This is a genomic window from Bradyrhizobium sp. SZCCHNS3052 (assembly GCF_032484495.1).
GTDB lineage: Bacteria > Pseudomonadota > Alphaproteobacteria > Rhizobiales > Xanthobacteraceae > Bradyrhizobium.
This window is the reverse complement of the sequence record NZ_JAUETB010000016.1, coordinates 88,344-114,397: the sequence shown is the minus strand read 5'-3', so window position 1 is coordinate 114,397 and position 26,054 is coordinate 88,344. Positions and strand designations below refer to the sequence as shown.

25 protein-coding genes are annotated in these 26,054 nt (G+C 66.6%); 14 read left to right on the top strand and 11 right to left on the bottom strand.

What is annotated here, in order from left to right; genetic code table 11:
• Positions 1-6 precede the first annotated feature (6 nt).
• From QX073_RS31580 to QX073_RS31565, 4 genes are all read left to right on the top strand, one after another.
• Positions 7-882 (top strand): metal ABC transporter substrate-binding protein, encoded by an 876-nt coding sequence (locus QX073_RS31580; RefSeq protein ID WP_316226924.1) that lies wholly within the window; start codon positions 7-9, stop codon positions 880-882.
• A 70-nt stretch (positions 883-952) separates the two neighbouring features.
• Positions 953-1,993, top strand: coding sequence for a CobW family GTP-binding protein (locus QX073_RS31575; RefSeq protein ID WP_409977974.1), 1,041 nt, complete (start codon positions 953-955; stop codon positions 1,991-1,993).
• The gene (locus QX073_RS31570) at positions 1,993-3,012 is read left to right on the top strand and encodes a WD40 repeat domain-containing protein (protein ID WP_315716535.1); all 1,020 of its coding nucleotides are present in this window, start codon (positions 1,993-1,995) and stop codon (positions 3,010-3,012) included. Before QX073_RS31575 ends, QX073_RS31570 begins: the two co-directional genes overlap by 1 nt.
• A gap of 83 nt (positions 3,013-3,095) precedes the next feature.
• Positions 3,096-3,416, top strand: a complete 321-nt coding sequence (locus QX073_RS31565; RefSeq protein ID WP_315716536.1) for a hypothetical protein — start codon at positions 3,096-3,098, stop codon at positions 3,414-3,416.
• Positions 3,417-3,574: 158 nt separating this feature from the next.
• On the opposite strand, the gene QX073_RS31560 is transcribed toward QX073_RS31565, so the two are convergent.
• From QX073_RS31560 to QX073_RS31535, 6 genes are all read right to left on the bottom strand, one after another.
• Entirely contained in the window at positions 3,575-4,999 is a 1,425-nt protein-coding gene (locus QX073_RS31560) for a homospermidine synthase (protein WP_316226923.1), read from the bottom strand.
• A 73-nt stretch (positions 5,000-5,072) separates the two neighbouring features.
• Positions 5,073-5,462 (bottom strand): RidA family protein, encoded by a 390-nt coding sequence (locus tag QX073_RS31555; protein ID WP_315716538.1) that lies wholly within the window; start codon positions 5,460-5,462, stop codon positions 5,073-5,075.
• Positions 5,463-5,558: 96 nt separating this feature from the next.
• Positions 5,559-5,720, bottom strand: a complete 162-nt coding sequence (locus tag QX073_RS31550) for a hypothetical protein (protein ID WP_315753684.1) — start codon at positions 5,718-5,720, stop codon at positions 5,559-5,561.
• Positions 5,708-6,301, bottom strand: a complete 594-nt coding sequence (locus QX073_RS31545; protein WP_315769277.1) for an N-acetyltransferase — start codon at positions 6,299-6,301, stop codon at positions 5,708-5,710. The genes QX073_RS31550 and QX073_RS31545 overlap by 13 nt, the downstream gene beginning before the upstream one ends.
• A gap of 178 nt (positions 6,302-6,479) precedes the next feature.
• The gene (locus QX073_RS31540) at positions 6,480-7,622 is read right to left on the bottom strand and encodes a type III PLP-dependent enzyme (protein WP_316226922.1); all 1,143 of its coding nucleotides are present in this window, start codon (positions 7,620-7,622) and stop codon (positions 6,480-6,482) included.
• 674 nt (positions 7,623-8,296) lie between these two features.
• The gene (locus QX073_RS31535; protein ID WP_315716541.1) at positions 8,297-8,557 is read right to left on the bottom strand and encodes a hypothetical protein; all 261 of its coding nucleotides are present in this window, start codon (positions 8,555-8,557) and stop codon (positions 8,297-8,299) included.
• Positions 8,558-8,689: 132 nt separating this feature from the next.
• Here QX073_RS31535 and QX073_RS31530 point away from each other — a divergent pair, with 132 nt between their 5' ends.
• Genes QX073_RS31530 through QX073_RS31520 form a run of 3 tightly spaced genes read left to right on the top strand, consistent with a single transcriptional unit; the run spans position 8,690 to position 12,607 of the window.
• Positions 8,690-10,771: a M3 family metallopeptidase gene (locus tag QX073_RS31530; RefSeq protein ID WP_316171307.1), complete on the top strand. Its 2,082-nt coding sequence runs from the start codon at positions 8,690-8,692 to the stop codon at positions 10,769-10,771.
• Positions 10,772-10,781: 10 nt separating this feature from the next.
• A complete protein-coding gene (locus tag QX073_RS31525) occupies positions 10,782-11,417 on the top strand; it encodes a DUF1007 family protein (RefSeq protein ID WP_315716708.1) in 636 nt (211 codons plus the stop codon).
• Positions 11,414-12,607, top strand: coding sequence for a nickel/cobalt transporter (locus QX073_RS31520; RefSeq protein ID WP_316193589.1), 1,194 nt, complete (start codon positions 11,414-11,416; stop codon positions 12,605-12,607). Before QX073_RS31525 ends, QX073_RS31520 begins: the two co-directional genes overlap by 4 nt.
• A gap of 141 nt (positions 12,608-12,748) precedes the next feature.
• Here the strand turns inward: QX073_RS31520 and shc are convergent, their stop codons facing one another.
• Together shc and QX073_RS31510 are read right to left on the bottom strand one after the other, a co-directional pair.
• The gene (shc, locus tag QX073_RS31515; protein ID WP_316187071.1) at positions 12,749-14,800 is read right to left on the bottom strand and encodes a squalene--hopene cyclase; all 2,052 of its coding nucleotides are present in this window, start codon (positions 14,798-14,800) and stop codon (positions 12,749-12,751) included.
• Between the two features lie 214 nt (positions 14,801-15,014).
• Positions 15,015-15,422, bottom strand: coding sequence for an MAPEG family protein (locus tag QX073_RS31510; RefSeq protein WP_315716545.1), 408 nt, complete (start codon positions 15,420-15,422; stop codon positions 15,015-15,017).
• 95 nt (positions 15,423-15,517) lie between these two features.
• On the opposite strand from QX073_RS31510, the gene hemH reads away from it, so the two are divergent.
• The 3 genes from hemH (at position 15,518) to QX073_RS31495 (ending at position 18,242) form a co-directional block, all read left to right on the top strand.
• Positions 15,518-16,570, top strand: a complete 1,053-nt coding sequence (gene hemH / locus QX073_RS31505; RefSeq protein WP_315716546.1) for a ferrochelatase — start codon at positions 15,518-15,520, stop codon at positions 16,568-16,570.
• Between the two features lie 203 nt (positions 16,571-16,773).
• The gene (locus tag QX073_RS31500; RefSeq protein WP_316226921.1) at positions 16,774-17,778 is read left to right on the top strand and encodes an SPFH domain-containing protein; all 1,005 of its coding nucleotides are present in this window, start codon (positions 16,774-16,776) and stop codon (positions 17,776-17,778) included.
• 17 nt (positions 17,779-17,795) lie between these two features.
• The gene (locus QX073_RS31495; protein ID WP_316167876.1) at positions 17,796-18,242 is read left to right on the top strand and encodes an NfeD family protein; all 447 of its coding nucleotides are present in this window, start codon (positions 17,796-17,798) and stop codon (positions 18,240-18,242) included.
• A 139-nt stretch (positions 18,243-18,381) separates the two neighbouring features.
• Here QX073_RS31495 and QX073_RS31490 read toward each other — a convergent pair whose 3' ends face one another.
• On the bottom strand, positions 18,382-20,100 hold the full coding sequence (locus QX073_RS31490) for an outer membrane beta-barrel protein (protein WP_316193590.1): 1,719 nt from the start codon (positions 20,098-20,100) through the stop codon (positions 18,382-18,384).
• 170 nt (positions 20,101-20,270) lie between these two features.
• Here QX073_RS31490 and QX073_RS31485 point away from each other — a divergent pair, with 170 nt between their 5' ends.
• The gene (locus QX073_RS31485; RefSeq protein ID WP_316174985.1) at positions 20,271-21,272 is read left to right on the top strand and encodes a KpsF/GutQ family sugar-phosphate isomerase; all 1,002 of its coding nucleotides are present in this window, start codon (positions 20,271-20,273) and stop codon (positions 21,270-21,272) included.
• Positions 21,273-21,323: 51 nt separating this feature from the next.
• Here QX073_RS31485 and QX073_RS31480 read toward each other — a convergent pair whose 3' ends face one another.
• Positions 21,324-21,866 (bottom strand): carboxymuconolactone decarboxylase family protein, encoded by a 543-nt coding sequence (locus tag QX073_RS31480; protein WP_315769287.1) that lies wholly within the window; start codon positions 21,864-21,866, stop codon positions 21,324-21,326.
• A 142-nt stretch (positions 21,867-22,008) separates the two neighbouring features.
• Between QX073_RS31480 and QX073_RS31475 the strand changes: the two genes are divergently transcribed.
• The 3 genes from QX073_RS31475 (at position 22,009) to QX073_RS31465 (ending at position 24,012) form a co-directional block, all read left to right on the top strand.
• The gene (locus QX073_RS31475; protein WP_315716709.1) at positions 22,009-22,278 is read left to right on the top strand and encodes a winged helix-turn-helix transcriptional regulator; all 270 of its coding nucleotides are present in this window, start codon (positions 22,009-22,011) and stop codon (positions 22,276-22,278) included.
• Positions 22,279-22,365: 87 nt separating this feature from the next.
• Entirely contained in the window at positions 22,366-23,181 is an 816-nt protein-coding gene (locus tag QX073_RS31470; protein ID WP_316226920.1) for an arylamine N-acetyltransferase, read from the top strand.
• A 15-nt stretch (positions 23,182-23,196) separates the two neighbouring features.
• Complete coding sequence (locus tag QX073_RS31465) at positions 23,197-24,012, top strand: arylamine N-acetyltransferase (RefSeq protein WP_316171313.1); 816 nt, start codon at positions 23,197-23,199, stop codon at positions 24,010-24,012.
• 557 nt (positions 24,013-24,569) lie between these two features.
• Here QX073_RS31465 and QX073_RS31460 read toward each other — a convergent pair.
• Positions 24,570-26,018: a glutamate synthase subunit beta gene (locus QX073_RS31460; protein ID WP_315716554.1), complete on the bottom strand. Its 1,449-nt coding sequence runs from the start codon at positions 26,016-26,018 to the stop codon at positions 24,570-24,572.
• Positions 26,019-26,054 lie beyond the last annotated feature (36 nt).

Genomic DNA, 26,054 nt, shown 5'->3' with positions numbered 1-26,054 from the left:
ATGCCCATGAAACGCCTGTTGCCCACCCTGAGCCTGCTGTTTGGCCTTGTTCTGATCGTCCCCGCATCGGCCGAGACCCGGCTGAAGGTCGTCACCAGCTTCTCGATCCTCGCCGACTTCGTCCGCCAGGTCGGCGGTGACAAGGTCAATGTCGCCTCGCTGGTCGGGCCGGACAGCGACGTGCACGTCTACACGCCGACGCCGCATGATGCGAAGGATGTCGGCGCCGCGCAGCTCCTGATCGTCAACGGCCTCGGGCTGGAGGGCTGGCTGCCGCGGCTGCAGCAGGCCTCCGGCAGCAAGGCGCCGATCGTCGTCGCCACCCAGGGCATCACCCCACGCAAGCGCGGCTCGGATGCCGATCCGCATGCCTGGCAGTCGGTCGGCAATGCCAAGGTCTATGTGAAGAACATCCGCGATGCGCTGGTCGCGGCCGCCCCCGCAGACGCGGAGGTCTTCAAGGCCAATGCGGAACGCTATCTCGGCGAGCTCGATGCACTCGACCGCGAGGTCCGCGCCGAGATCGACAAGATCCCGGCCGAGCGGCGCAAGGTGATCTCGACCCATGACGCCTTCGGTTATTTCGCCGATGCCTATGGCGTCCAGTTCATCGCCCCGCTCGGCGTCTCCACCGAGACCGAGCCGTCGGCCCGCGACGTTGCCGAGATCATCCGCCAAGTGAAAAAAGCCGGGATTCCGGCCGTCTTCCTGGAGAATTTCAACGACGACCGGCTGGTCGGCCGGATCGCCGCCGAGACCGGCGCGAAGATCGGCGGCACGCTGTATTCCGATGCCCTGAGCGAGGAAAAGGGCCCCGTTCCCACTTACATTGCCATGGTCCGGCACAATATAAGGGCTCTGACGAGCGCGCTGGTCCGTTAGGGTTCTCGAGCCCTCGCGGTAGTGCGCTTTTGAGCCATTTTCGACGCGATCTGAGGTTTTCGGAGTGAGCATGTCCGACGCGAGCAAGACACCAGTGACGGTCCTGACCGGCTATCTCGGGGCCGGCAAGACCACGCTTCTGAACCGCATCCTCTCGGAAGACCACGGCAAGAAGTACGCCGTCATCGTCAACGAATTCGGCGAGATCGGCATCGACAACGACCTCATCGTCGGCGCCGACGAGGAAGTGTTCGAGATGAACAATGGCTGCATCTGCTGCACCGTGCGCGGCGATCTCGTGCGCATCATCTCCGGCCTGATGCGCCGCAAGGGCAAGTTCGACGCGATCATCGTCGAGACCACGGGGCTCGCCGATCCGGCGCCGGTGGCGCAGACCTTCTTCGTCGACGAGGACGTGCAGAAGAACGCGCGGCTCGACGCGGTCGTGACGGTGGCCGACGCGAAGTGGCTCTCGGACCGGCTCAAGGATGCGCCGGAGGCGAAGAACCAGATCGCGTTTGCCGACGTCATCGTGCTCAACAAGACAGACCTCGTCACCAAGCCGGAGCTCGCCGAGGTCGAGGCGCGCATCCGCGCCATCAACCCCTACGCAAAGCTGCATCGCACCGAGCGCTGCCAGATCGCGATCGCGGATGTGCTGGAGCGCGGCGCGTTCGATCTCGACCGCATTCTGGAGATCGAGCCGCAATTCCTCGAAGCGGGCGACGATCACGATCATCACCACCATGATCACGACCATGGCCATGATCACCATCATCATCACGATCACGGCCTGAAGCACTATCACGACGAGGAGATGCAGTCGCTGTCGCTGCGCTCCGACAAGCCGCTCGATCCGTCGAAATTCATGCCGTGGCTGCAGAACCTGGTGCAGACCGAGGGCGGCAAGATCTTGCGCTCCAAGGGCATCCTGTCGTTCCAGGACGATGACGACCGCTACGTCTTCCAGGGCGTGCACATGATGCTCGAAGGCGATCATCAGCGGAAGTGGAAGCCCGACGAGGCGCGCCAGAGCCGCGTCGTCTTCATCGGCCGCGAGCTGCCGGAAGACGCCATCCGCGAAGGCTTCGAACGCTGCATCGTGACCTGATGACGTCGTTCGACCAGGGCGGCGAGGCCGCATCGATCGTCTCCGTCACCGACAAGGTGAAGCCGGTCTCGCTCGGCATGGCCGTCACGGCCGTGCACTATCTCGGCGATCGCGCCGCCTTCGTCGGCACCGAGGAGAGTGTCGCTGTCGTCGACGGCGACGGCGAGATCAGCAAGGTGGATGTCACCGGCGGCGGCATCCTGTCGGCGGTGTCGGACGGATCGCGCATCCTGATCGGCGGCGATGACGGCAAGGTCTCGTCGCTCGACAAGGCGGGCAGCGTCAGCGTGCTCGTGACCGATCCGAAGCGGCGCTGGATCGACAACGTCGCCCTTCATCCGGATGGTGCGATCGCCTGGTCGGTGGGCAAGACCGCGTTCGTGCGTCAGCCCAAGGGCGAGGAGAAGTCGCTCGAGGTGCCGTCGACCGCGGGCGGACTTGCGTTCGCGCCGAAGGGCCTGCGGCTTGCGATCGCGCACTACAACGGCGCCACCTTGTGGTTTCCCAACATGGCGGGCGAGCCGGAATTTTTAGGCTGGGCCGGCTCGCATCACGCCGTCACCTTCAGCCCGGACAACAAGTTCCTGGTCACCGCGATGCACGAGCCGGCGCTGCATGGCTGGCGGCTCGCTGATAGCAGGCACATGCGGATGACCGGCTACCCCTCGCGGGTGAAGTCGATGTCCTGGGGCAGCGGCGGCCGTTTCCTGGCGACCTCGGGTGCCGACATGGTCATCCTCTGGCCGTTCGTCGGCAAGGACGGCCCGATGGGCAAGGAGCCCGCGATGCTGGCGCCGATGAAGGCCAAGGTCACCGCGGTCGCCTGCCATCCCAAGCAGGACATCCTGGCCTGCGGCTACGAGGACGGCACCGTGCTGATGGTGCGGATGCAGGACGGCGCCGAGATCCTGGTGCGGCGGAACGAGACGCCGCCGATCGTGGCGCTGGGCTGGAATGCCGCGGGAACGTGGCTCGCTTTCTCCGATGAAAGCGGCGAGGCCGGGCTGCTGCGGCTCTGATGAGGCACTGGGGCGCAGACCCCGATGGAACCTCGCAGGCGCGTGACCGTTGTTCCGCACACATAGGATGCGGATGACAAGCCATGGCCTCGATCAACAGCAAACAGACGTTGCGCCGGGACATGCTGCTGGCGGCGGGCCTGTTCGTCCTCGGCGTGCTCGTGGCCGTGGTCTCGCTGACCGAGATCAAGGCCAATCACCTCGACCAGGTTGCGCAGGCGACGCCCTCGGCCTCGCCTGAACCGTCAGCGACCCCGGCCGAGTCCAAGCCCGGCGGCACGCGCCCGACGACGCCGGCGCCAGAGCCCGCGCGCCCTGACGTGGAAGCTCAAAAGGAAGGCGCCAAGCCGGCGCTGCCGCCGGCCCCGGCCGAGAAGATCGCGCCGACGATGGAGCGGAAGTAGCTCGCTGTAGCAACGGCAGAGCGCGAGAGAGTTCGCGTGCTGCTTCCACGTCGTCATGCCCGGGCTTGTCCCGGGCATCCACGTCGTTCAACTGCGCGTCTTCGTGGATGGCCGGGTCAAGCCCGGCCATGACGGAGGAGAGAGTGCGGCCCAGCCAGTCATCGCACCAGGATGTTCCGGAACTGCCACGGATCGGACGTGTCGATATCCTCCGGGAAAAGCCCCGGGCGGTCGTTCAGCGGCGTCCAATCCGTGTAGTAGCCCTTCACCGGGCCGAGATAGGGCGACTGGATCTCGAGGCAGCGGCGGAAGTCCATCTCATCGGCCTCGACGATGCCGGCGGTCGGGTTTTCCAGCGCCCACACCATGCCGGCGAGCACGGCGGATGACACCTGCATGCCGGTCGCGTTCTGGTACGGCGCGATGCGGCGGGTCTCCTCGATCGAGAGCTGCGAGCCGTACCAATAGGCGTTCTTGCCGTGGCCGTAGAGCAGCACGCCGAGTTCGTCGATGCCGTCGACGATCTCGTTCTCGTCGAGGATGTGCCACTTCCCCTGCATCTTGCCGGTGGCGCCGAAGATCTCGTGCAGCGACAGCACGGCGTCATTGGCCGGGTGATAGGCGTAGTGGCAGGTCGGGCGGTACACCACCTTGTCGCCGTCGCGCACGGTGTAGTAGTCGGCGATCGAGATCGACTCGTTGTGGGTCACCAGGAAGCCGTATTGCGCGCCCGGCGTCGGACACCACGAGCGCACGCGGGTGTTGGCGCCCGGCTGCAGCAGATAGATCGCGGCACCGCAGCCCTCGGTGTGGCGGCGGCCGTTCTCCGGCATCCATGTCTCGTGCGTGCCCCAGCCGAGCTCGGCCGGCTGCATGCCCTCGGAGACGAAGCCCTCGACCGACCAGGTGTTGACGAACACGTCCATCGGCTTCGGATTCCTGGAGCGCTGCGTGTCACGCTCCGCGATGTGGACGCCCTTGACGCCGAGCTTCTGCATCAGCTGCGCCCAGCCCTCGCGGCTCTTCGGCTCGACGATCTCGGTCTTGGTGTCCTTGGCGATGTCGAGCAGCGCCTGCTTGACGAACCAGGACACCATGCCGGGATTGGCGCCGCAGGTCGAGACGGCGGTGGTGCCGCCGGGGGTCTTGCGGCGGGCGGCGAGCAGCGTCTCGCGCAGCGCGTAGTTGGAGCGCTGCTCGACCCCCATCTGCTTGTCGAAATAGAAGCCGGCCCACGGCTCGACGACGGTGTCGATGTAGAGCGCGCCGATCTCGCGGCACATCGTCATGAGGTCGACCGAGGAGGTGTCGACCGACAGGTTCACGCAGAAGCCCTGGCCGCCGCTCGCGGTCAGCAACGGCACCAGCAGCTCGCGGTAATTGTCGCGGGTCACGCCCTGCTGGACGAAGCGGACGCCGTGCTTCTTCGCCAGCGCGCCGTCGTCATGCGGATCGATGATGACGAAGCGGCTCTTGTCGTAGTCGAAATGGCGTTCGATCAGGGGCAGGGTGCCCTTGCCGATCGAGCCGAAGCCGATCATCACGATGGGGCCGGTGATCTTCGCGTGGATCTGCGAGCTCATGAATGGTTCTCCGCGAAAGGTGCGTGGGATGGATGGATTCAGGCGGCGCGCCGCCCTCGGATGCCGCGCCGCGTTAGCGGCTGCGGCGCTTGGCGGTGACTTCGATTTCCACCTTCATCTCCGGCTTGAGCAGCGCCGCGACGACCAGCAGCGTTGCGGCGGGGCGGATGTCGCCGAGGACTTCGCCGCAGACCGCAAAATGGGCATCGGCGTCGTTGACGTCGGTGAGGTAGTAGGTCGCGCGGACGATATCGGCCATCTCGAAGCCGCCCTCCTGCAGGGCAGCGGCGATGGTCTTGAAGCAGTTGCGTGACTGGCTCGTGACATCGGCCGGCATCGTCATGGTGGTGTAGTCATAGCCGGTGGTGCCGGCGACGAAGGCGAAGTCGCCATCGATGACGGCGCGGCTGTAGCCGGCGGTCTTCTCGAACGGTGATCCGGTAGAGATCAGGCGGCGGGACATGGCGGACCTCGTGGGGGGATTTTCGGGGGTTAAAGAGCTTTTGCTGCACCTGCGCAACCCCTGGCGGGGCGGGCAGGACGCGGCCTGCCGGCATGCCTAACGCGGGCGGGTGACGTCAGGTCCGGCGGGCGGCGTGCTGGACCAGCGCCTGACCACGATGTCGCGGACGATCATGATCCCGAGCAGGATCAGCAGGAGCGTCGGTAGCAGTGTCCGCCGCTGCGGCGCAGTCGCCGCCCTGGCCTTCACGCTGCGCATCGCATCGGCCGCTCGCGACGCGAGCGGCGGGCCTTGCGTTCGGCAGCGCCGGTCGCGACGATCATGCCCGACGCGCCGTCCAGCGCGCCTTCGACCAGTTCGAGCCCGAGCAGGCGCTCGCGCGCGAACGCGCCGGGCAGCTCCAGCGCGGCGGTCTGCGCGACCGAGAAGCCGAAGCGGGCGTAATAGGGCGCATCGCCGAGCAGGATCACCGCGCCATGGCCGCGCGACGCCGCGATCATCAGCGCGGCATTCATCAGCGCAGCGCCAACGCCGAGGCTGCGCGCCTCGGCCGCGACCGCCAGCGGCCCCAGCATCAGCGCGTCGCGTCCGCCGGCGCTGACGTGCCACAACCGCAGCGTTCCCACCAGCGCGCCGCCGCGCACCGCCGACAAAGCGAGGCCCGCGGCGGGCGCGCGTCCGTCGCGCAGGCGCTGGCAGGTGCGCTCATGGCGATTCTCGCCAAAGCACAGGTCGAGCAGCGTCTCGCGCGCCGCGACGTCGGAGGCCCGTTCGCTGCGGATCACGAACGGAGCGGCAGTCCGAGAGGGCGCAGTCGAGGGGATGCGAAAAGCGGTCATGGCACGTCAGTCCCCGGCCTGCGCGGCAAGCCTTCGCCCGCGCGCAAACACGTGATGTCAGGTTGAAGGTGACGGTCTATCGCTCCCTCCCCCGCTTGCGGGGGAGGGTCGGGGTGGGGGAACGCCCCACCCGAGGCTCTTAGCCTATCTCACCCGCGCGCGGGCGAGGGCCGCCGGATCAGATGTGATAGGTCTTCAGCGGGGGGATGCCGTTGAAGGCCACCGACGCATAGGTCGACGTATAGGCCCCGGTCCCCTCGATCAGCACCTTGTCGCCGATCGAGAGCGTCACCGGCAGCGGATACGGCAGCTTCTCGTACATCACGTCGGCCGAATCGCAGGTCGGGCCGGCGAGCACGCACGGGGTCATCTCCGCGCCCTCATGCGGGGTGCGGATCGCGTAGCGGATCGACTCGTCCATCGTCTCGGCGAGGCCGCCGAACTTGCCGATGTCGAGATAGACCCAGCGCAGCTCGTCCTCGTCGCTCTTCTTCGAGATCAGCACCACTTCCGACTCGATGATCCCCGCGTTGCCGACCATGCCACGGCCCGGCTCGATGATCGTCTCCGGGATCTGGTTGCCGAAATGCTTGCGCAGCGCGCGGAAGATCGAGCGGCCGTACTGCACGACCGGCGGCACGTCCTTCAGGTACTTGGTCGGGAAGCCCCCGCCCATGTTGACCATGGTCAGGTTGATGCCGCGCTCGGCGCAGTCGCGGAACACCGTCGAGGCCATCGCCAGCGCGCGGTCCCACGCCTTCACCTTGCGCTGCTGCGAGCCGACATGGAACGAGATGCCGCACGGCTCCAGGCCCAGCCGCTTGGCCAGGTCCAGCACTTCCACAGCCATCTCCGGATCGCAGCCGAACTTGCGCGACAGCGGCCATTCGGCGCCGGCGCAATCGTACAGGATGCGGCAGAACACCTTGGCGCCGGGCGCTGCGCGCGCGATCTTCTCGACCTCGGCGGCGCAGTCGACCGCGAACAGGCGGATGCCGAGCGCATAGGCGCGCGCGATGTCCCGCTCCTTCTTGATCGTGTTGCCATAGGAGATGCGGTCCGGCGTCGCGCCGGCGGCCAGCGCCATCTCGATCTCGGCGACCGTCGCCGTGTCGAAGGACGAGCCGAGCGAGGCGAGCAGCGACAGCACTTCCGGCGCCGGGTTGGCCTTGACCGCATAGAACACGCGGCTGTCGGGCAGCGCCTTGGCGAAGTTCATATAGTTGTCGCGCACGATCTCGAGGTCGACGACGAGACAGGGCTCGTGGTCCAGACCTTCCTCGCGGCGGTTGCGCAGGAATTCCCGGATACGTTCGGTCATAGCACCCTCCAAACGGCCCCAGCGACGGAGACCCGTTCAAAATGATCCCGACACGGGTGCCTTGGCGTTGCCGCCCGATGGAAAGGCGACAAAACCTCGAACCCGTAGCCGAATTGTGCTGCCGTGGATTGGTTGGGAATTTCCCGCCCGCACACCTGGCAATGAAGGACAAGCCTTTTCAGTAGCCCGCGCCGGCTTTGGACTGCCGGTAGAGACCAAAAAAGCCCGATCCGTCGTTGCTTTAAGTCGCGTCCCCCGTTGAGAGCGGGGTGCGCCGGTTCGCCTCCGGCTGCCAGTCACGGTTGCAAAAGATGAGGTGACCTTCAGCGGCATCTCTTGAGAGAGATGCTGGGCTCTGGAGCATGACGATCTCGATCATGGTGATCTTGATCGCAACGATCCGAGGGCCCCTCGGTTCCTCATCCCTTGGCGGCTGTCCGGCCTCTTGTCCGGATACCTACCGACTGACACACGACCACAGGCACGTGCGAAATTGGGCAGAAGCGGAAATAAGCGTTTTGAATTTCGTTCGCAAGGAATTTTTGGGCGCCGGGAAAGATTTCCCTAATCTGTGCTTACGCGACACACATGCCGCGCTGATCTCTGAACGAACGTTAAGCGAGCTTAAACTTTCGTAACGCGCTCACGCTTGCAGGACAGTGTTTTTACGCTGTTCACGCGCGCCTGGTGAACGGCTCGATGCGCTGCGCGCCGCGGATGAAGCCGATCATCACGAACACGCCGATCGCGAACAGCACGGCCTGAACGATGTGCGCGCCGCCATCGCCGAGCCCGAACAGAATCGCGAGCGCCCAGCCGCCGGCGAAGGCCGCACCGAACACTTCGGCACCGATCAGGATCGCCGCCGAGATGACGGTGATCACGGTCGGCCAGGCGATCTGGCGGCCGGCTTTGGAGGTGGTCTCTGCGTTCATGGTCCAGGGTCCTGTTGCGGGCCGCAATCTCTCCGAAAAGGCCCGGCCCTTCAAGGGGAAATGACCCAAAAAGAGCCAGCTCCATGATATGAGGGGCGCATCGAACTTCCGGGAGAGGACGGACCCCAGCCGATGTCAGACACCACCGCTGTGATCGACGCCCAGACCAATCCGCTGCTCGTGGCCTGGGAGACCCCGCACCAGACACCGCCCTTCGACGCGATCAAACCCGAGCACTTCCTGCCGGCCTTCGAGCGCGCCTTCGCCGACCACGCCGCCGAAATCACCGCGATTACCCATGATCCGGCCGAGCCGGACTTCGCCAACACCATCACGGCGCTGGAGCGCTCGGGCAAGCTGCTGTCGAAGGTCGCGGCTGTCTTCTACGATCTGGTGTCGGCGCATTCCAACCCGGCGATTCTGGAGATCGACAAGGACGTGTCGCTGCGGATGGCGCGGCACTGGAACCCGATCATGATGAATGCCGTGCTGTTTGGCCGCATCGCGCTGCTCTACGACAATCGCAAGGACCTCAAGCTCACCGGTGAGGAGCAGCGGCTGCTGGAGCGCACCTACACCCGCTTCCGCCGTGCCGGCGCCGGCCTCTCGGACGACGACAAGGTGCGGATGGCCGAGATCAACGAGAAGCTCGCCCAGCTCGGCACCACCTTCAGCCATCACGTGCTCGGCGACGAGCAGGACTGGTACCTCGAGCTCGGCGAGGACGACCGCGCCGGCCTGTCCGAGAGCTTCGTGGCTGCCGCCAAGGCTGCGGCGGATGAGCGCGGCATGCCCGGCAAGGCGATCGTGACCCTGTCGCGCTCGTCGGTCGAGCCGTTCCTGCAGAGCTCAGGCAGGCGCGACCTGCGCGAGAAGGTGTTCAAGGCCTTCACCGCGCGGGGCGACAATGGCAATTCCAACGACAACAACGCCGTCATCGGCGAGATCCTGTCCTTGCGCGAGCAGGCCGCCAGGATCATGGGCTTTCCCAACTTCGCCGCCTATCGCCTCGAGGATTCCATGGCGAAGACGCCGGAGGCCGTGCGCGGGCTGCTGGAGCGCGTCTGGAAGCCGGCGCGCGCCAAGGCGCTGGCCGATCGCGATCAACTGCAGGAGATGATCACGGCGGAGGGCGGCAACTTCAAGCTCGAGGCCTGGGACTGGCGCTATTACGCCGAGAAGCTGCGCCAGGCGAAGGCCAACTTCGACGACGCCGCGATCAAGCCGTATCTCTCGCTCGACAACATGATCGCGGCCGCCTTCGATTGCGCCACCCGGCTGTTCGGCATCACCTTCGCCGAGCGCAAGGACATCCCGGTCTGGCATCCGGACGTCCGGGTCTGGGAGATCAAGGACGCGGGAGGCCGCCACAAGGCGCTGTTCTATGGCGACTACTTTGCCCGCTCGTCGAAGCGCTCCGGCGCCTGGATGACCTCGCTGCGCGACCAGCAGAAGCTCGACGGCGACACCGCGCCCTTGATCATCAACGTCTGCAACTTCGCCAAGGGGGCCGACGGACAGCCGTCGCTGCTGTCGCCGGACGATGCCCGCACGCTGTTCCACGAGTTCGGCCACGGCCTGCACGGCATCCTGTCCAACGTGACCTATCCGTCGCTGTCGGGCACTGCGGTGTTCACCGACTTCGTCGAGCTGCCGTCGCAGCTCTACGAGCACTGGCAGGAGCGTCCCGAGGTGCTGCAAACCTTCGCGCGCCACTACCAGACGGGCGAGCCGCTGCCGCAGGACCTGCTCGACCGCTTCCTGGCCGCGCGCCGCTTCAACCAGGGCTTTGCCACCGTCGAGTTCGTCTCCTCGGCGCTGATCGACCTCGAGTTCCACACCCAGCCGGCGGCGGCCTCCAAGGATGTTCGCGCCTTCGAAAAGGCCGAGATGGAGAAGATCGGCATGCCGCCCGAGATCGCGCTGCGCCACCGGCCGACTCAATTCGGCCATATCTTCTCGGGAGACCATTATGCGGCGGGCTATTACAGCTACATGTGGTCGGAGGTGATGGATGCGGATGCCTTCGGCGCCTTCGAGGAAGCCGGCAACATCTTCGACCCGGCGGTCGCCAAGCGGCTCCACGACAATGTCTACGCCTCCGGCGGCTCGCTCGATCCGGAAGCGGCCTACATCGCCTTCCGCGGCCGCGAGCCCGAGCCCGACGCGCTGCTGCGCCGGCGCGGCCTGCTCGACGTTGCCAAGGCGGCTTGAGATGAAGGGGATGGCGCTGGTCCGGTTCGTCCTCGCTGCGCTGACGCTCGTGCTCGGCGCGAGCGCGGCGAGCGCCCATCCGCATGTCTGGGTCACCGCGACCAGTGAGCTGCTCTATGCGGCCGATGGCTCGGTGACCGGCGTGCGTCACGCCTGGACCTTCGACGACATGTTCGCGACCTATGCGCTGCAGGGCCTCGAGACCAAGCAGAAGGGCGTCTACACCCGCGAGGAGCTGGCGCCGCTGGCGCAGACCAACGCCGAGTCGCTGAAGGAATATGCCTACTTCACCTTCCTCAAGGCCGACGGGCGCAAGCAGAAGCTCGAGGACCCCGTCGACTATTACCTCGAATACAAGGACACCAAGCTGACCCTGCACTTCACCTTGCCGCTGAAGGCGCCGGTGAAGCCGAAGCAGCTCCAGGTCGAGGTGTACGATCCCAGCTATTTCATCGATTTCCAGATGGCGGAGAAGGATCCCGTCACGCTGGTCAGCGCTCCCTCGGGCTGCAAGTTCGGCCTGGTGAGACCGAGCGACGGCGGCTCCGTCGCGCAGACCATGAACGAACAGACATTCCTGAGCGGCGGGGCGAACGCCAATTTCGGAATGAATTTCGCCAACAAGATCTCAGTGGAATGTCCATGACGCCTCGCCCCAGCTCCGCTCGACCGCTCCTGACCTGCGTTGCGATCCTCGCAGCACTCGTTGCCGCCGACGCCGCCTCGCATGTGCTGCTCGCCAAATCGCCGTTCGGCGCGCCGGCCGAGCCGCAGGTCGGCGGCATCGTCGGCTGGCTGCTCACCAAGCAGTCGGAGTTCTACCGGCAGATGTCGGGGGCGATCCGCTCGGCCAAGCAAGATGGCTCGGCGGTGTGGTGGCTGCTGGCGATCTCGTTCGCCTACGGCATCTTTCATGCTGCGGGCCCCGGCCACGGCAAGGCGGTGATCGCGTCCTATCTCGTCGCCAACCAGGAGACGGCGAAGCGCGGCATCGTGCTGTCGTTCGCCTCGGGCCTGATGCAGGCGCTGGTCGCGGTCGTCATCGTCGGCATCGGCGCCGTGGTGCTCAATGCCACCGCGGCCACGATGTGCAGCGCCGAGAAGGTGGTGGAGATCGCGAGCTACGGGCTGATCGCGCTGCTCGGCGCGCGCCTGGTCTGGGTCAAGGGCGCGGCGTTCCTGCGCACCTGGCAGCCGGCGGCGCCGGCATTGGCGCTGGCCGGTGCGCCCGCGGCCGCGGTGGCGCCGTCGACCCATGATCATAGCCATGCGCATGATCACCAGCATCGCGCGCCTCATCATGATCATCACGGTCATGACCATCATGGTCACGACCACCACGGCCACGATCATCATCACCACGATCATGCGCACGCCCATGCTGCGGCGGCGCATGGTTCCGCCGCTCACGATCACGTCCACCACGATCACGTTCACGGCGATGACTGCGGTTGCGGCCATTCCCACGGGCCCGCGCCGAGCGAGCTCGCCGGTCCCGGCGGCTGGCAGCGCGGCTTTCAGGCGATCTTCGCCGCCGGCATCCGCCCGTGCTCGGGCGCAATCCTTGTGCTGGTGTTCGCCTTGGCCCAGGGCATGTTCTGGGCCGGCGTCGCCGCGACCTTCGTGATGGGCATGGGCACGGCGGTGACCGTCGCGACCATCGCGGTGCTCGCCGTCGCCGCCAAGGACGTCGCCCGCCGGCTCAGCGCCGGCCGCGAGGGCGGCGGCGCCCTGATCATGCGCGGCCTGGAATTCGGCGCCGCCGGTCTGGTGCTGCTGTTCGGCGCGGGCTTGTTGCTGGGCTACATCGCGGCGGAACGCACGACCTGCTTCTGAGCGGGCGCGGCTGAGCTGTTCGCTTCCGTCCCCTATGTTTACCCCGATGCCGCGGCCAGTCCCTGCAGCGCGCTGTCCTACATGCCCTCTCCCACAAGGGGGGAGGGCGCATTCACGGGCACGCGCGGAGGCGATGAGTTGTTAGTGCCCCTGCGGCCGCAGCGCGCGGCCCAAGGCCATCAGCGGGAAGTAGTGGCGGTACATGCCGTAGCGGAGCATGAAGGCGCGGGACAGCTCCGGGCCCTGCATCAGCCGCTCCTGCAAAGAGGGATCGGTCAGCTTGATGGTCTGGCCGACGCCATAGCCGGGGAAGCCGGTGCCGGTGAATTCCGGCTCGTCCCAGGTGCCGGCCGACTGGCGCTCGACCAGCCACATGCAGCCGCGCTCGATCGCCTCCTTGTCCTGCGGCCGGTTGGCGGCGAGCAGGGCCATCAGCGCCCACGCCGTCTGTGACGCCGTGGTGGTGCCGCGGCCGACCGCGCTGACATCCATGTAGGAGGCGCAGCTCTCGCCCCAGCCGCCGTCCGGCTGCTGATGCGCGACGAGCCAGTCGCAGGCGCGGCCGATATAGGGTTGCGTCATGTCCTCGCCGATCGCGGCCAGCGCCGGCAGCACCGCGCCGGTGCCGTAGACGTAGTTGACGCCCCAGCGGCCGAACCACGGGCCGCTCGGCTCCTGCTCCCGTCGGATGTAGTCGAGCGCGCGCACCATGGCCGGATGATTGCGCGAGATGCCGAGCTTGCCGAACGCCTCGACGATGTGGGCGGTGACGTCGACCGACGGCGGATCGAGCGCCTCGCCGTAGTCGCAGAACGGGATCCTGGTCAGGATCTTCTGGTTGTTGTCCTTGTCGAACGCGCCCCAGCCGCCGCCCTCGCTCTGCATGCCGATCAGCCAGTCGACGCCGAGCTGAATCGCCTCGTCGATGCCCTTGGCCTGCCACTTCGGATCACGGCGCAGCGGCGCCAGCGCGATCAGCGCCACGGCGGTGTCGTCCGTGTCGGGATAATAGTTGTTGGCGTATTCGAATGCCCAGCCGCCCGGCTTGACGTGCGGCAGCTTCATCGACCAGTCGCCGGGCACGCGCACCTGGCGGTCGAGCACCCAATTGACCGCCTTGTCGACGGCTTCGGGATAATCGCCGAGCACGCCGGCATCGTCGAAGGCGAGCAGGGTCAGGATCGTGTCCCACACTGGACTGTTGGTCGCCTGGATGTAGGTGGCGTCGCCGACATCGACTCGCCAGCCGGGATCGTTCAGGGCATCGAGGCCCTTGGCGAGAACGGGATGATTGAGCGGATAGCCCTCGGCGTAGAGCGCCATCAGGCCGTAGATCCAGGGCGGCTGGATGCCGCCCCAGGCGCCGTCGAAATCCTGGTGGCGGATCATCCATTCCAGCACGCGGCTGGTCGCCGCCGGGCGGAACAGGCCGAGATTGAGCTTGTTGCCGAGGTTCTGCAGGGCATGCAGCACCTTGTCGGCGCCGCGGAAGAACTTGTCCCAGCCGCCGGCATTGGCCTTGACCGGCAGCTCGTAGTCGAACGCGTTGCGCCCATGCGGAAACAACGCGTCCAGCCGGTTCTCGGGCGGCAGCGGCCGGCTCGGCCGCCGCGCCGACAGCACCGCGATCGGCATCAGGGTTGCGCGTGCCCATTGCGCGAAATTGTAGATCGAGAACGGAAACCAGAGCGGAAACCAGATCACCTCGGGCGGGATGTTGGGGGTCTTCTCCCACGGCCATTCGCCGATCAGCGCCAGCCAATAGCGCGTGAACACGCGAATGTTGCGCAGGCCCCCCTTGGCTTCGATCCATTCGCGGGCGCGGCGCACCGGCGGCTCGTCGTCGCGGAAGCCGAGCGAGCGCAGCGCGGCATAGGCCTCGACGGTCGCGTTGATGTCGCCATTGGGGGCGCCGAAATAGACCTGCCAGGCGCCGTCCGGGCGCTGGCTGTCGAGCAGCGACTGGCCCAGGCGCTTGCGCAGCGGATGCTCCTCGAGCCCCATGAACCACAGCGCCAGGCACCATTGCGCCTCCATGCAGGCGTTGGATTCGGCGCGGCCGACCCAATGACCGTCGGGCTTCTGGTTGGCGATCAGCCAGTCCGCGGCCGCCCGCACCGTCGATTGCAGGGCGGTCTGGTAATTTCCCGGGTCGCGCGGCGCGCGCGCGGGGGCCGAGCTGGTCAAAGTCATCACGATCCCTCTGGCGGCCTCACAGCGCCGCTGCGGCAGTCGAATTCACTCCGCCCTATAGGGAATTTCGCCGTTAAATCCAATCAACTGGCCGCAGCAGACCGGATCAAAGGAGAAACAAAAAGCGTACAGACGGACGCCGCATGGCCGTTTTGGTTAGCATCCGGATGGGCATGGAGATGTGACGCTTCTCACGCCCGGAAACTGGGCCCGCTCAAACCGGCAGGTATTGGCGCAGCAGGGGCAGGAAGAAGATCGCGACGGTGATCAGAAACCCGATCGCCCACAGGATCGAGCGCAGCGACGGCCGGTTGCCGACGTAGGTCAGCACATAGGCGGTGCGCACGATCACGAACAGCACCGACAGCTCGTTGATCAGGTTCTGCGGCGCGCCGCGGAACTCGGCCAGCAGCACCGCCGCGGCAAAGAACGGGAACGCCTCGATGCCGTTCTGATGGGCGCCCAGCGCCCGCTCGCGGATGCCGCCGGCGTAGAAGGCGGGATCTCGCGGCCGGGCGTTGTCATAGCGCCCGCCACCGTCGACGCTGATCCATTTCGCCGGCACGATCGTTAAGAGATAGAGCATTACGCTGGCGAAAATGCACAATTCGGCAATCGTCATGGCTCCTCCAGCCCGATGACATCAGTGAAATGGCCCTTATCTTGACAATGTCGAAACAAGCCGCCAAGCCACGCCCTTCAGCAGTCACGGGCATCATGACCGCCGCCATCTCTCTGGACAATGCCAGGCCTGTCGACGTCAGGCCGTTGCCGGCCGCGAGCACGTCCCGCGTCGGCGTGCTGCTGGTCAATCTCGGGACGCCGGATACGGCCGACGCCGCCGGCGTGCGGGTGTACCTGAAGGAGTTCCTGTCCGACCGCCGCGTCATCGAGGACCAGGGCCTGTTGTGGAAGATCATCCTCAACGGGATCATCCTCAATGTCCGGCCGCGCAAGAAGGCGAAAGACTACCAGTCGATCTGGAACACCGAGAGGAACGAATCGCCGCTGAAGACGATCACCCGCGCGCAGAGCGAGAAGCTGGCCGCGAGCCTGGCCGACCGCAGCCACGTCATCGTCGACTGGGCGATGCGCTACGGCAATCCGTCGATCAAGGCTGGCGTCGATGGTCTCATGGCCCAGGGCTGCGACCGCATCCTGGTGGTGCCGCTCTATCCGCAATATTCAGCCGCGACCTCGGCGACCGTGTGCGACGAGGCGTTCCGCGTGCTGACCGAGCTGCGCGCGCAGCCGACGCTGCGGGTGACGCCGCCTTATTACAACGACGACTTCTACATCGAGGCGCTGGCCGTCTCGATCGAGGATCATCTGAAGACGCTGGCGTACAAGCCCGAGCTGATCGTGGCCTCGTTCCACGGCATGCCCAAGGAATATGTCGACAAGGGCGATCCCTATCGCGAGCAGTGCATCGCCACCACCGAGCTGCTGCGCAAGCGGCTCGGGATGGACGACACCAAGCTGCTGCTGACCTTCCAGTCGCGCTTCGGCTTCTCGGAGTGGCTGCAGCCCTATACCGACAAGACCATCGAGAAGCTCGCCAAGGACGGCGTCAAGCGCATCGCCGTGGTGATGCCGGGCTTTGCCGCCGACTGCCTGGAGACGCTGGAGGAGATCTCCGGCGAGAATTGCGAGATCTTCAAGCACAATGGCGGCGAGGAATTCTCCGCCGTGCCGTGCCTGAACGATAGCGCGCCCGGCATGGAGGTGCTGCGGCAGCTCGTGCTGCGCGAGCTGCAGGGCTGGGTGTAAAAGGCTGGCTCTGAGCCGCCGGCGGTATTGCCGGCCCGCTAGGTGAGCCGCCCGCCGGCGCAAGGCGGACGACCGTCCGCCCGTCGAAAATACTTTCCTGAACCGCGCCTAGCGGACCCCCGACCAAATCATGCAGTAATCCCTAGATTGTGATGGCTGCAGAGGCTGGTGAGGGGACGATCGTCTCCTCCCTTGGAGGATCCATGAGCGGTTTCGACATTTTCGCCATAGCGCTGGTGCTGCTGGTCATCTTCACGCTGTATTCCGGCGTGAAGACCGTGCCACAGGGGTTCGACTGGACCGTCGAACGGTTCGGCAAATACACCCGCACCTTGTCGCCGGGCCTCAACATCATCGTGCCCTTCTTCGATCGCATCGGGCGCAAGATCAACATGATGGAGCAGGTGATCGACATCCCCGAGCAGGAGGTCATCACCAAGGACAACGCCACCGTGACGGTCGACGGCGTCGCCTTCTACCAGGTGTTCGACGCCGCCAAGGCGAGCTACGAGGTGTCGAACCTCAACCAGGCGATCGTCACGCTGACCATGACCAACATCCGCTCGGTGATGGGCGCGATGGATCTCGACCAGGTGCTGTCGCATCGCGACGAGATCAACGAGCGGCTGCTGCGCGTCGTGGACGCCGCGGTGTCGCCATGGGGCCTCAAGGTCAACCGCATCGAGATCAAGGACATCGTGCCGCCGGCCGATCTGGTCGAGGCGATGGGCCGGCAGATGAAGGCCGAGCGCGTCAAGCGCGCCGACATCCTGCAGGCCGAGGGCCAGCGGCAGTCGGAGATCCTGCGCGCGGAAGGCGCCAAGCAGAGCCAGATCCTGCAGGCCGAGGGCCGCCGCGAATCGGCCTTTCTCGATGCCCAGGCGCGCGAGCGCGCCGCGGAGGCCGAGGCCAAGGCGACGCAGATGGTGTCGGACGCGATCTCCAAGGGCGACGTCGCCGCGCTCAACTACTTCATCGCCGACAAGTACATCAAGGCGTTCGGTCAGCTCGCCGACTCGCCGAACCAGAAGGTGATCATGCTGCCGCTGGAGGCGACGGGCATGCTGGCCTCGCTCGCCGGCATCGGTGAGATCGCCAAGGCGACGTTCGGCGAGAGCGCGGCTTCGGCCGTGGCGGCCGCGCGCCGCGGCGGTTCGGTGCCGTCAGCGGGGACGCCGCCGAAACCGCCGACGTCGCCGCAGGCTTGACGCAGGGGAGGATACTCATGAGCGACATGTTCGTGACGCTCGGCACCTGGAACTGGCTGATCTTCGGCATCATCCTGATGGCGCTGGAGCTGCTCGCGCCTGGCATCTTCCTGTTCTGGCTGGGCCTCGCGGCGCTGCTGGTCGGGCTGCTGTCGTTTGCGTTTGCGCCGGGATGGCAACTGCAGATCCTGCTGTTCGCGCTGTTCGCGCTTGCCGCCGTGCCGCTGTGGCGGCGCCTCGCGCGGGCGAGCGCGGCGCCGTCGCAGGACAATCCGTTCCTCAACCGCCGCTCGGCGGCCCTGGTCGGCCGCGAGTTCACCCTGGAGAAGCCGATCGTCGGTGGTAACGGCACCGTACGTATCGACGACACGGTGTGGCGCGTGGCGGGCCCGGACACGCCGGCCGGCAGCCGCGTCCGCATCGTGCAGGCGGACGGCGCGCAGCTCACTGTAGCCGTGGCGTAGTGCTGCGGGTGATGCCCTTAGTATGATCCGACGGCCTCACCGCGTCATTGCGAGCGAAGCGAAGCAATCCAGAGTCGCGCGCGGCGCCCTGGATTGCTTCGTCGCTGCGCTGCTCGCAATGACCGGGAAAGAGCGGGACTTAATTCTGCAGTCGCACACCCAGCATCACCACCGTGCCCGATGAGCCGGCGCCGGTGATGTTCGAATCCAGCTTGTCGTAGCGCAGCGTGCCCTTGACCCAGACGTTGCGCGACATCTTGTAGACGAGGTTGCCTTCGGCCGAATAGGTGCGGTCGCTGCGGCCGTAGCCCTGATAGTCGAGCGTGCCGAAGCTGAACTTGCCGATACCGGTCAGCCAGCGGCGGAAATCGTGGTCGACCTGCACCGTGTAGGTGCGCACCAGCACGCCGGAGGCGCCGGCCACCGTGGTTTCTGCGAGCTGCGTGTCGGAGAGAAACCGCGCGGTGGTCAGCGGCGTCGCCGACCACACCAGCGAGGCCGTGGTGAGGAAGCCCTGCAGCCGGTTGAGCCGCGGGTCGACATAGCTGCGCGTGGCATAGCCCATCGAGACCTCGCCGGTGAGGAGCCGGGTGAACTCGAACGAGGTGCCGGCCTTGGCATAGCCGCCCGAGGAGTCGCGCTGATAGCCCGAACGATCGACCCGCTGGTCGTGCACGCGGCTGTCGCCCTGGATCTCGGCGAACGGCTTCAGGCCGGGCATGACCTCGTAGGACACCCGGCCGATGCCGCCGAACTGGTTGTAGTTGCGGTCGTCGTTCGACGTCATCGTGCCGTCGGTCAGCTTGCTCTGCTGATAGCTGGTGCGATCGGCGGTGGCGCCCGCCGAAATCTGCAGCCGGTTGAAGCGCTGGTCGATGCCGACGGTGGTGCCGAGCGTGGTGTAGACCGGATAGCGCGCCAATCCAGCTTGCACGCTGGGACTGCCGGGATTGTCGGTCGCGGCACGCAGCCGGAGCTGGGCGCCGACCGAGGTGTCGCGGCTGACGTCGAGGCGGCCGTCGACATGGCCGGTGAAGTCGGGGCGGTCGAGCGTGGTCGGCGCCGAATTGATGCCGCCATCCATGATAGCCGGCAGGGTGCTGCCATAGCCGGTGAAGGAGCCCCGCAGGTCGGCGACGAGGGCGTGACGCTCCCAGTTCGACACCGCCAGGAATTCCGGCGCGATCACCCAGGCCGGCATGCCGCGCGGCTTGGCGAGGCGGGCCGGGTTGCTGTCATAGCCGGCCGAGAGCTCCACCGCGCCCTTGATCAGGAACGGCCCGGCGTAGTCGCCGACCGCGCCGAACGGGTCGTCGTCGATTCTGAGGCGCTTGCGCGGCGGCTGGCCGGGCACGGTGCCGGCCATGGCAGGCGGGAGCGGCTGCCGGTTGGCGGAGGCCGAGGGCGGCAGGGTCGGGCGCAACTGGCCGGTGAGCTCGCCGGACGGCCGCGTGCCGGGGCCCGGCGCCGGCTTGGGCCGCGCCTGGGCGGGATAGTATCTCGGCTTCTTGCGGGTGCGATTCAGCGAATCATAGCCGACATCGGATGCGCCGCTGGCCGCGGGTACACCGGGCAGGGGGACCAGATTTCGTCGTGCGGCCGAGCTGGTCGGCGCAGGCGTCGCGGGCAGCCCTGGCGTCGGGACGGCATCGGTCAGGCCGCTGACTACGGTCCGCCGCAACGGGGAATCCTGCGGAGCGAGGAAGCCGTCGCGCACCGGCCGGAACACGTCGATGGTCTGGGGGTGGGCCGCATCGGGGCCGAGCGCGCCGAGCAGCAGGCATGCGGCGGAGGCGCCGCGCCACACCGCGCGCCTTCGCGCGCGCCTCGCGCGGCCGCTGTCAGGCCTCCACCCCACGATAAAAATACTCCAACAAAATCAATTGCGTCGTCGGGACACCCGCGCCGCCCGGCAAACCGCGTCGTTAAGGGAGTAAAAACAAATATGGTTAATGGGCTGTTGATGGCGCCTTGCTGCCTTACCCATGCTAAAGAGCGGCGCCTGACTGTTCAGCCTTGGAAGTCCGCATGCCGAGATCGAAGCCGTTGCCCGACACCGCTCCCGCCAACGCAGATATCCAGTCGGCACTGCGCACGCTCGATGCCGGCAGCAACGGCATTGCCGCGATCTCCGCGGCGCTGTCGGGACCTCTGGGAGCGGCCTTCGCCGCCGCCGTCGAACTGATCCGCCAGGCGAAGGGCCGGGCGATCCTCACCGGTCTCGGCAAGTCCGGCCACGTCGCCCGCAAGATGGCCGCTACGCTCGCCTCGACCGGAACGCCCGCGTTCTTCGTGCATTCCGCCGAGGCTGGCCATGGCGATCTCGGCATGATCACCTCCGACGACGTCGTCATCGCGCTGTCGTGGTCCGGCGAGCAGCCGGAGATGAAGACGCTGGTCAACTATACCAAGCGCTTCGCCATCCCGCTGATCGCGGTCACCTCGAATGCGCAATCGTCGCTGGGGCAGGCGGCGCGCATCGTGCTGGAGCTGCCGAAGGCGCGCGAGGCCTGCCCGCACAATCTGGCGCCGACCACCTCGACCCTGATGCAGGCCGCGATCGGCGATGCGCTCGCGATCGCGCTGCTCGAAGGCCGCGGCTTCACCGCGCTGGAGTTCGCCAATTTCCATCCGGGCGGCAAGCTCGGCGCCATGCTCAAGCACATCTCGGACCTGATGCGCTCGGGCGACGCGGTGCCGCTGAAGCCGCTCGGCACCGGCATGCCGGATGCGCTGGCCGAGATGTCGGCCAAGGGGCTCGGCTGCGTGGTCATCGTCGATGCTCGTGGTCACGTCGCCGGCATCATCACCGACGGCGACCTCCGCCGGAAGATGCGCGCCGATCTGTTGTCCGCATCGGTCGAGGAGATCATGACGGCGAACCCGCGCACCGTGCGCCGCGAGGCGCTGGCCTCCGAGGCGCTGGAGATCCTGAACTCCGCCAAGATCACCACGCTGATCGTCACCGACGGCGCCAGGCCGGTCGGCATCCTGCACATGCACGATCTGTTGCGGGCCGGGGTGGCCTAGCTCGAAGCGTCGTTTGCGGGCGCCCGGCTGCCGCGCGCTTGGGAAGACCGGTCAGCCTGCGTTGAATCGTGCCGCATCGGCCTCCAGCGGCAGCTGCAGTGCGTTCGCGACATACGACACGGTGCGATAGAAGCCGCACAGCAGGATGATTTCCAGCACCTGATCCTCATCATGATGCAGGCGGAGGCGGGCGAATTCGTCGTCGCTCAAGGTCGACCGTTGGTGCAAGGCATCGACCGCAGCGATCAGGGCCTGTTCGGGGGCCGACCAGCACGCCGCGTCGGCCGGTGCATTCACGGTGGCGTCGATCTGTTGCGCCGTCAGGCCGGCGTCTGAGCCAAAGATGCGGACGTGCACGCCCCATTCGTACTCGCACGCATTCAGCGCGCAGGTCCGATCGATGACGATCTCGCGCTGACGCAGGGACAGCGGGCCGCGGTCGAGCAGGCTGCCGCCGCGAAATTTGGTCCAGGCGCGCGCATGGCCGGCCATCACCCGGAACAGCATCAAGGGCGGCGCCCCGCGCATGATCTGGTCGAATTGCGCCTGGATGTCGGCCGGGTAGGGCGGCTGCAGCGGGGCGATCCGGGGCATGGCGGTTCCTCCTGTGCGGTGCTACATTTACTGTAGCAGTATGCTACGCTTTCCGTAGCGCTTGGCAAGCTGTTGGAGAGTTTTCGTGCCGAAAGACGTTCAACCGCGCCGGGTGCGCGGCTCGCGCTCGGGCCGGCCGGTCATGGCGCTGCTCGATCTGTTGGGCCGGCGCTGGTGCCTGCGCATCGTCTGGGAGCTGCGCGACGACGCCCTGACCTCCCGGGCGCTGCGCGCGGCCTGCGACGAGGCCTCGCCGACCGTGTTGCAGGCGCGGCTGGACGAGCTGCGCGAGGCGGGCTTCATCGTGCTGGGCGACAGCGGCTACGAGCTGACGCCATTGGGGCGCGAGCTGTTGGAGACCTTCCTGCCGCTGCATCGCTTTGCCGAGCGCTGGAGCCGGCAGACGGGATGAGCCGAGCTTGGGCACGTGCGCGGTCCCGTTCTGGCCGGGCACGGCGGCGTCGTGCTATGGGCTCGTCCGAGACAGGGAGCAGAGCCGATGCCGGGCGCATTCGATCTGGATAAATATCTCGTGCGCATCGGCTATCGCGGGCCGCTGGCGCCGACGCTCGAGACGCTGGCCGGATTGCAGGCCGCCCATGTCGATGCGATCGCCTTCGAAGGCATCGATCCGCTGCTCGGCCGGCCCGTGAACATCGATCTCGCCTCGGTCCAGGCCAAGATCGTCGACGGCCGCCGCGGCGGCTATTGCTTCGAGCAGAATGCGCTGCTGAAAGCGGCGCTGGAGGCGATCGGCTTTGCGGTGACGCCGCTCTCGGCGCGGGTGCGGTGGCGGCTCGATGCCGATGCGCCGCTGACGCCGCGCACGCACATGATGCTGAAGGTGGACCTGCCGGAGGGGCCTCATCTCGCCGATGTCGGTTTCGGCTCCTGCCTGCTCGATACGCCGCTTCAGATGGTTGCCGACATCGAGCAGCCGACCGCGATGGGTACGTTCCGTCTGACGCTGTCTGATGGGCTGTATTGGCTCGCGGCGAAGCAGCCGGCCGGCTGGCGCACGATGTATGTGTTTGATCTGGTGCCGCAGATTCATGCCGACTATGTGCTCGGCAACTGGTTCACCTCGACCAGCCCGTTGACGCCGTTCACCTCGATGCTGATCCTGGAGCGGTTGACGCGTGAGGCGCGCTACAAGCTGGTCAATCGCCGCCTGGTCATCGAAGCGCGCGATGGCGAGGTGAGGAGCGAACAGATCATCGAGACGCCCGAGACGCTGCGCAGCGTCATCGAGGAGGTGTTCGGGCTCACGCTGCCGGTGCCCGTCGATGTGATCTGGAAGCGCATCAAGAGCTGACGGGAAAGCGTTGCGATGGCCGGTGAGCTTCAGCTGGATTCCTATCTCGCCCGCATCGACTATCGCGGGCCGCTCGCGCCCGACCTGTCGACGCTCGCAGCGCTGCAGGCCGCGCATGTCGACGCGCTGCCGTTCGAGGCGCTCGATCCGCTGATGGGCCGTCCCGTCCATGTCGACCTGCGGTCCGTGCAACAGAAGCTCGTGCTCGGCCGCCGCGGCGGCTACTGCTTCGAGCAGAACGTGCTGTTCCAGGCGGTGCTTGAGGCGATCGGATTCAAGACCACCGGCCTGGCCGGCCGGGTGCGCTGGCGCTCGGCGCCGACCGATCCGCTCGGGCCGCGCCAGCACATGATGCTGCTGGTCGAGGTCGATGGCCGCCCGTATCTCGTCGATGTCGGCTTCGGCATCTGCATGATGGATGCGCCCATTCGTCTCGAGCTCGGACCCGAGCAGCAGACGCCGATGGGAACGTTCCGCGTCGGCACGTGGGACGGGCTCTATACAGTCAGCGCGAAGCAGCCGACGGGCTGGCGCATGATGTATGCGTTCGACCTCGCGCCGCAGATCCATGCCGATTATGTGCTCGGCAGCTGGTACACCTCGACCAGCCCGAACGTGCCGGCCACGCATACGCTGATGATGGAGCGTGTCGAGCCCGGCATACGTCACAAGCTGGTCACCCGCCGCTATCAGCGGCAGGCGCGCGATGGCGAAGTCGTCGAGGAGCGTGTGATCGAGAGCGCTGCCGAACTCGGCCGCGTCATCGACGAGATCTTCCGGGTGACGCCGCCGGTGCCGGTCGAAGACATCTGGGCAAGGACCAAGGCCTGATCACTCTCCGATGACGCGAGTCAAAACGCGTATTCGCGTGATCAGCGCGGACATGATCACGCGCGAACTGCATTTGAATGGAATGCCGGCGCGGCCATTGTGCTTATCTTAAGAGCCGCAGCTTTAGGTTGCGGGAACCAAGGGGGCTCGCGGCGTCCTGCCGTCGAACAGTGGGGACCGTCCACATGGCTGACATCGTGATGCTCGCGGTGCGCGCAATCCTCGAAGGCACGCCCGCTGCCGAGCCGGGCCGCTGTCGCTGCACGCGGCCTCATCCCGCCTGACATCGGAGCCGCGCGAGGCGCGGCTCATCCGAGCTGGCCCGATGGCCAGAACGGGTGGGGGCTTCACGGTGACACGTCGACCCTGACGCTTCGACGCTCATCCGATCGATCATGGACCGTCGACCTGACCTGCCACTTCAGGCCGTGCGGAGATTCATGCCGAGGAAGCCCCCACCCCTTTTTTGTTTCACGTTCTGCTGACTGGATGCGATCTTGACCCAACAGTCGGTGCAAGCCCGTCCAGTTAGCGAAACAGGGTGTTCACGCCACGGCTCAGCGCGGCAGCTCGGTCTTGCCCATCAGGAACTTGTCGACGGCCTGGGCGCACAGGCGGCCCTCGCGGATCGCCCATACCACCAGGGACTGGCCGCGGCGCATGTCGCCGGCGGAGAAGACCTTCGGCAGCGAGGTCTGGTAGTCCGTCAGGTTGGCCTTGACGTTGCCGCGCGGGTCGAGATCGACGCCGAGGCTCTTGAGCAGGCCCTCATGCACCGGATGGACGAAGCCCATCGCCAGCAGCACCAGATCGGCCGCGAGCACGAACTCGGTGCCGGGAATCGGCTTGAACTGCGCGTCGACGCGGACGCAATGCAGCTTCTTGACCGCGCCGTTCTCGCCTTCGAACTTCTGGGTCAGCACCGCGAACTCGCGCGCCGCGCCTTCGGCCTGGCTCGACGACGTCCGCATCTTCAGCGGCCAGTTCGGCCAGGTCAGCGCCTTGTTCTCACGCTCCGGCGGCGCCGGCATGATCTCGAGCTGGGTCACCGACAGCGCGCCCTGGCGCAGCGAGGTGCCGATGCAGTCGCTGCCGGTGTCGCCGCCGCCGATCACGACGACATGCTTGCCGCCGGCCAGGATGTCGGTCGCGTTCACGGGCTCGTTGCCGACTCGGCGGTTCTGCTGCGGCAGGAAGTCCATCGCGTAATGGATACCGGTGAGATCGCGGCCGGGAATCGGCAGGTCGCGCGGGGCTTCCGCACCGCCGGTCAGCGCCACCGCGTCGTAATCCTTCAGCAGCGACGTCGCATCGAGGCCGTCCTTGCCGCCGACATTGACGCCATAGTGGAAGGTAACGCCTTCGCCTTCCATCTGGGTGATGCGGCGGTCGATGATGCCCTTCTCCATCTTGAAGTCGGGAATGCCATAGCGCAGCAGGCCGCCGGCCTTGGCGTGCTTCTCAAAGACATGGACGTCGTGACCGGCGCGCGCCAGTTGCTGGGCGCAGGCCATGCCCGCGGGGCCGGCGCCGACGACCGCAATCTTCTTGCCGGTTTTCACAGCGGCGGGCTCCGGCTTCAGCCAGCCGTTCTCCCAGGCCTTGTCGACGATGGCGCATTCGATCGTCTTGATGGTCACCGGATTGTCGTCGATGTTCAGCGTGCACGACGCCTCGCACGGGGCCGGGCAGATGCGGCCCGTGAACTCGGGGAAGTTGTTGGTCGAGTGCAGATTTCGCGACGCCTCTTCCCAATTGCCGTTGTAGACGAGGTCGTTCCAGTCCGGGATCTGGTTGTTGACCGGGCAGCCGGTGGTGCCCGGCGCGGCCGAGCCGGTGCCGTGGCAATAGGGAATGCCGCAATTCATGCAGCGCGCCGCCTGGTCGCGCAGCTCCTTCTCGGAGAGCGGCACCACGAACTCGTTGAAGTTCTTCAGACGCTCGGCAACCGGCGCGTACTTGCGATCGTGCCGCTCGATTTCGAGAAAACCTGTGACCTTGCCCATGACCTACGACGTCCCTTGTCATCGTTTCCGTCATTC

Coding starts and splice junctions, on each gene's coding strand:
- QX073_RS31580 (WP_316226924.1), top strand. CDS start 7: ATGAAACGCCTGTTGCCCACCCTGAGCCTGCTGTTTGGCCTTGTTCTG.
- QX073_RS31575 (WP_409977974.1), top strand. CDS start 953: ATGTCCGACGCGAGCAAGACACCAGTGACGGTCCTGACCGGCTATCTC.
- QX073_RS31570 (WP_315716535.1), top strand. CDS start 1,993: ATGACGTCGTTCGACCAGGGCGGCGAGGCCGCATCGATCGTCTCCGTC.
- QX073_RS31565 (WP_315716536.1), top strand. CDS start 3,096: ATGGCCTCGATCAACAGCAAACAGACGTTGCGCCGGGACATGCTGCTG.
- QX073_RS31560 (WP_316226923.1), bottom strand. CDS start 4,999: ATGAGCTCGCAGATCCACGCGAAGATCACCGGCCCCATCGTGATGATC.
- QX073_RS31555 (WP_315716538.1), bottom strand. CDS start 5,462: ATGTCCCGCCGCCTGATCTCTACCGGATCACCGTTCGAGAAGACCGCC.
- QX073_RS31550 (WP_315753684.1), bottom strand. CDS start 5,720: ATGCGCAGCGTGAAGGCCAGGGCGGCGACTGCGCCGCAGCGGCGGACA.
- QX073_RS31545 (WP_315769277.1), bottom strand. CDS start 6,301: ATGACCGCTTTTCGCATCCCCTCGACTGCGCCCTCTCGGACTGCCGCT.
- QX073_RS31540 (WP_316226922.1), bottom strand. CDS start 7,622: ATGACCGAACGTATCCGGGAATTCCTGCGCAACCGCCGCGAGGAAGGT.
- QX073_RS31535 (WP_315716541.1), bottom strand. CDS start 8,557: ATGAACGCAGAGACCACCTCCAAAGCCGGCCGCCAGATCGCCTGGCCG.
- QX073_RS31530 (WP_316171307.1), top strand. CDS start 8,690: ATGTCAGACACCACCGCTGTGATCGACGCCCAGACCAATCCGCTGCTC.
- QX073_RS31525 (WP_315716708.1), top strand. CDS start 10,782: ATGGCGCTGGTCCGGTTCGTCCTCGCTGCGCTGACGCTCGTGCTCGGC.
- QX073_RS31520 (WP_316193589.1), top strand. CDS start 11,414: ATGACGCCTCGCCCCAGCTCCGCTCGACCGCTCCTGACCTGCGTTGCG.
- shc (WP_316187071.1), bottom strand. CDS start 14,800: ATGACTTTGACCAGCTCGGCCCCCGCGCGCGCGCCGCGCGACCCGGGA.
- QX073_RS31510 (WP_315716545.1), bottom strand. CDS start 15,422: ATGACGATTGCCGAATTGTGCATTTTCGCCAGCGTAATGCTCTATCTC.
- hemH (WP_315716546.1), top strand. CDS start 15,518: ATGACCGCCGCCATCTCTCTGGACAATGCCAGGCCTGTCGACGTCAGG.
- QX073_RS31500 (WP_316226921.1), top strand. CDS start 16,774: ATGAGCGGTTTCGACATTTTCGCCATAGCGCTGGTGCTGCTGGTCATC.
- QX073_RS31495 (WP_316167876.1), top strand. CDS start 17,796: ATGAGCGACATGTTCGTGACGCTCGGCACCTGGAACTGGCTGATCTTC.
- QX073_RS31485 (WP_316174985.1), top strand. CDS start 20,271: ATGCCGAGATCGAAGCCGTTGCCCGACACCGCTCCCGCCAACGCAGAT.
- QX073_RS31480 (WP_315769287.1), bottom strand. CDS start 21,866: ATGCCCCGGATCGCCCCGCTGCAGCCGCCCTACCCGGCCGACATCCAG.
- QX073_RS31475 (WP_315716709.1), top strand. CDS start 22,009: ATGGCGCTGCTCGATCTGTTGGGCCGGCGCTGGTGCCTGCGCATCGTC.
- QX073_RS31470 (WP_316226920.1), top strand. CDS start 22,366: ATGCCGGGCGCATTCGATCTGGATAAATATCTCGTGCGCATCGGCTAT.
- QX073_RS31465 (WP_316171313.1), top strand. CDS start 23,197: ATGGCCGGTGAGCTTCAGCTGGATTCCTATCTCGCCCGCATCGACTAT.
- QX073_RS31460 (WP_315716554.1), bottom strand. CDS start 26,018: ATGGGCAAGGTCACAGGTTTTCTCGAAATCGAGCGGCACGATCGCAAG.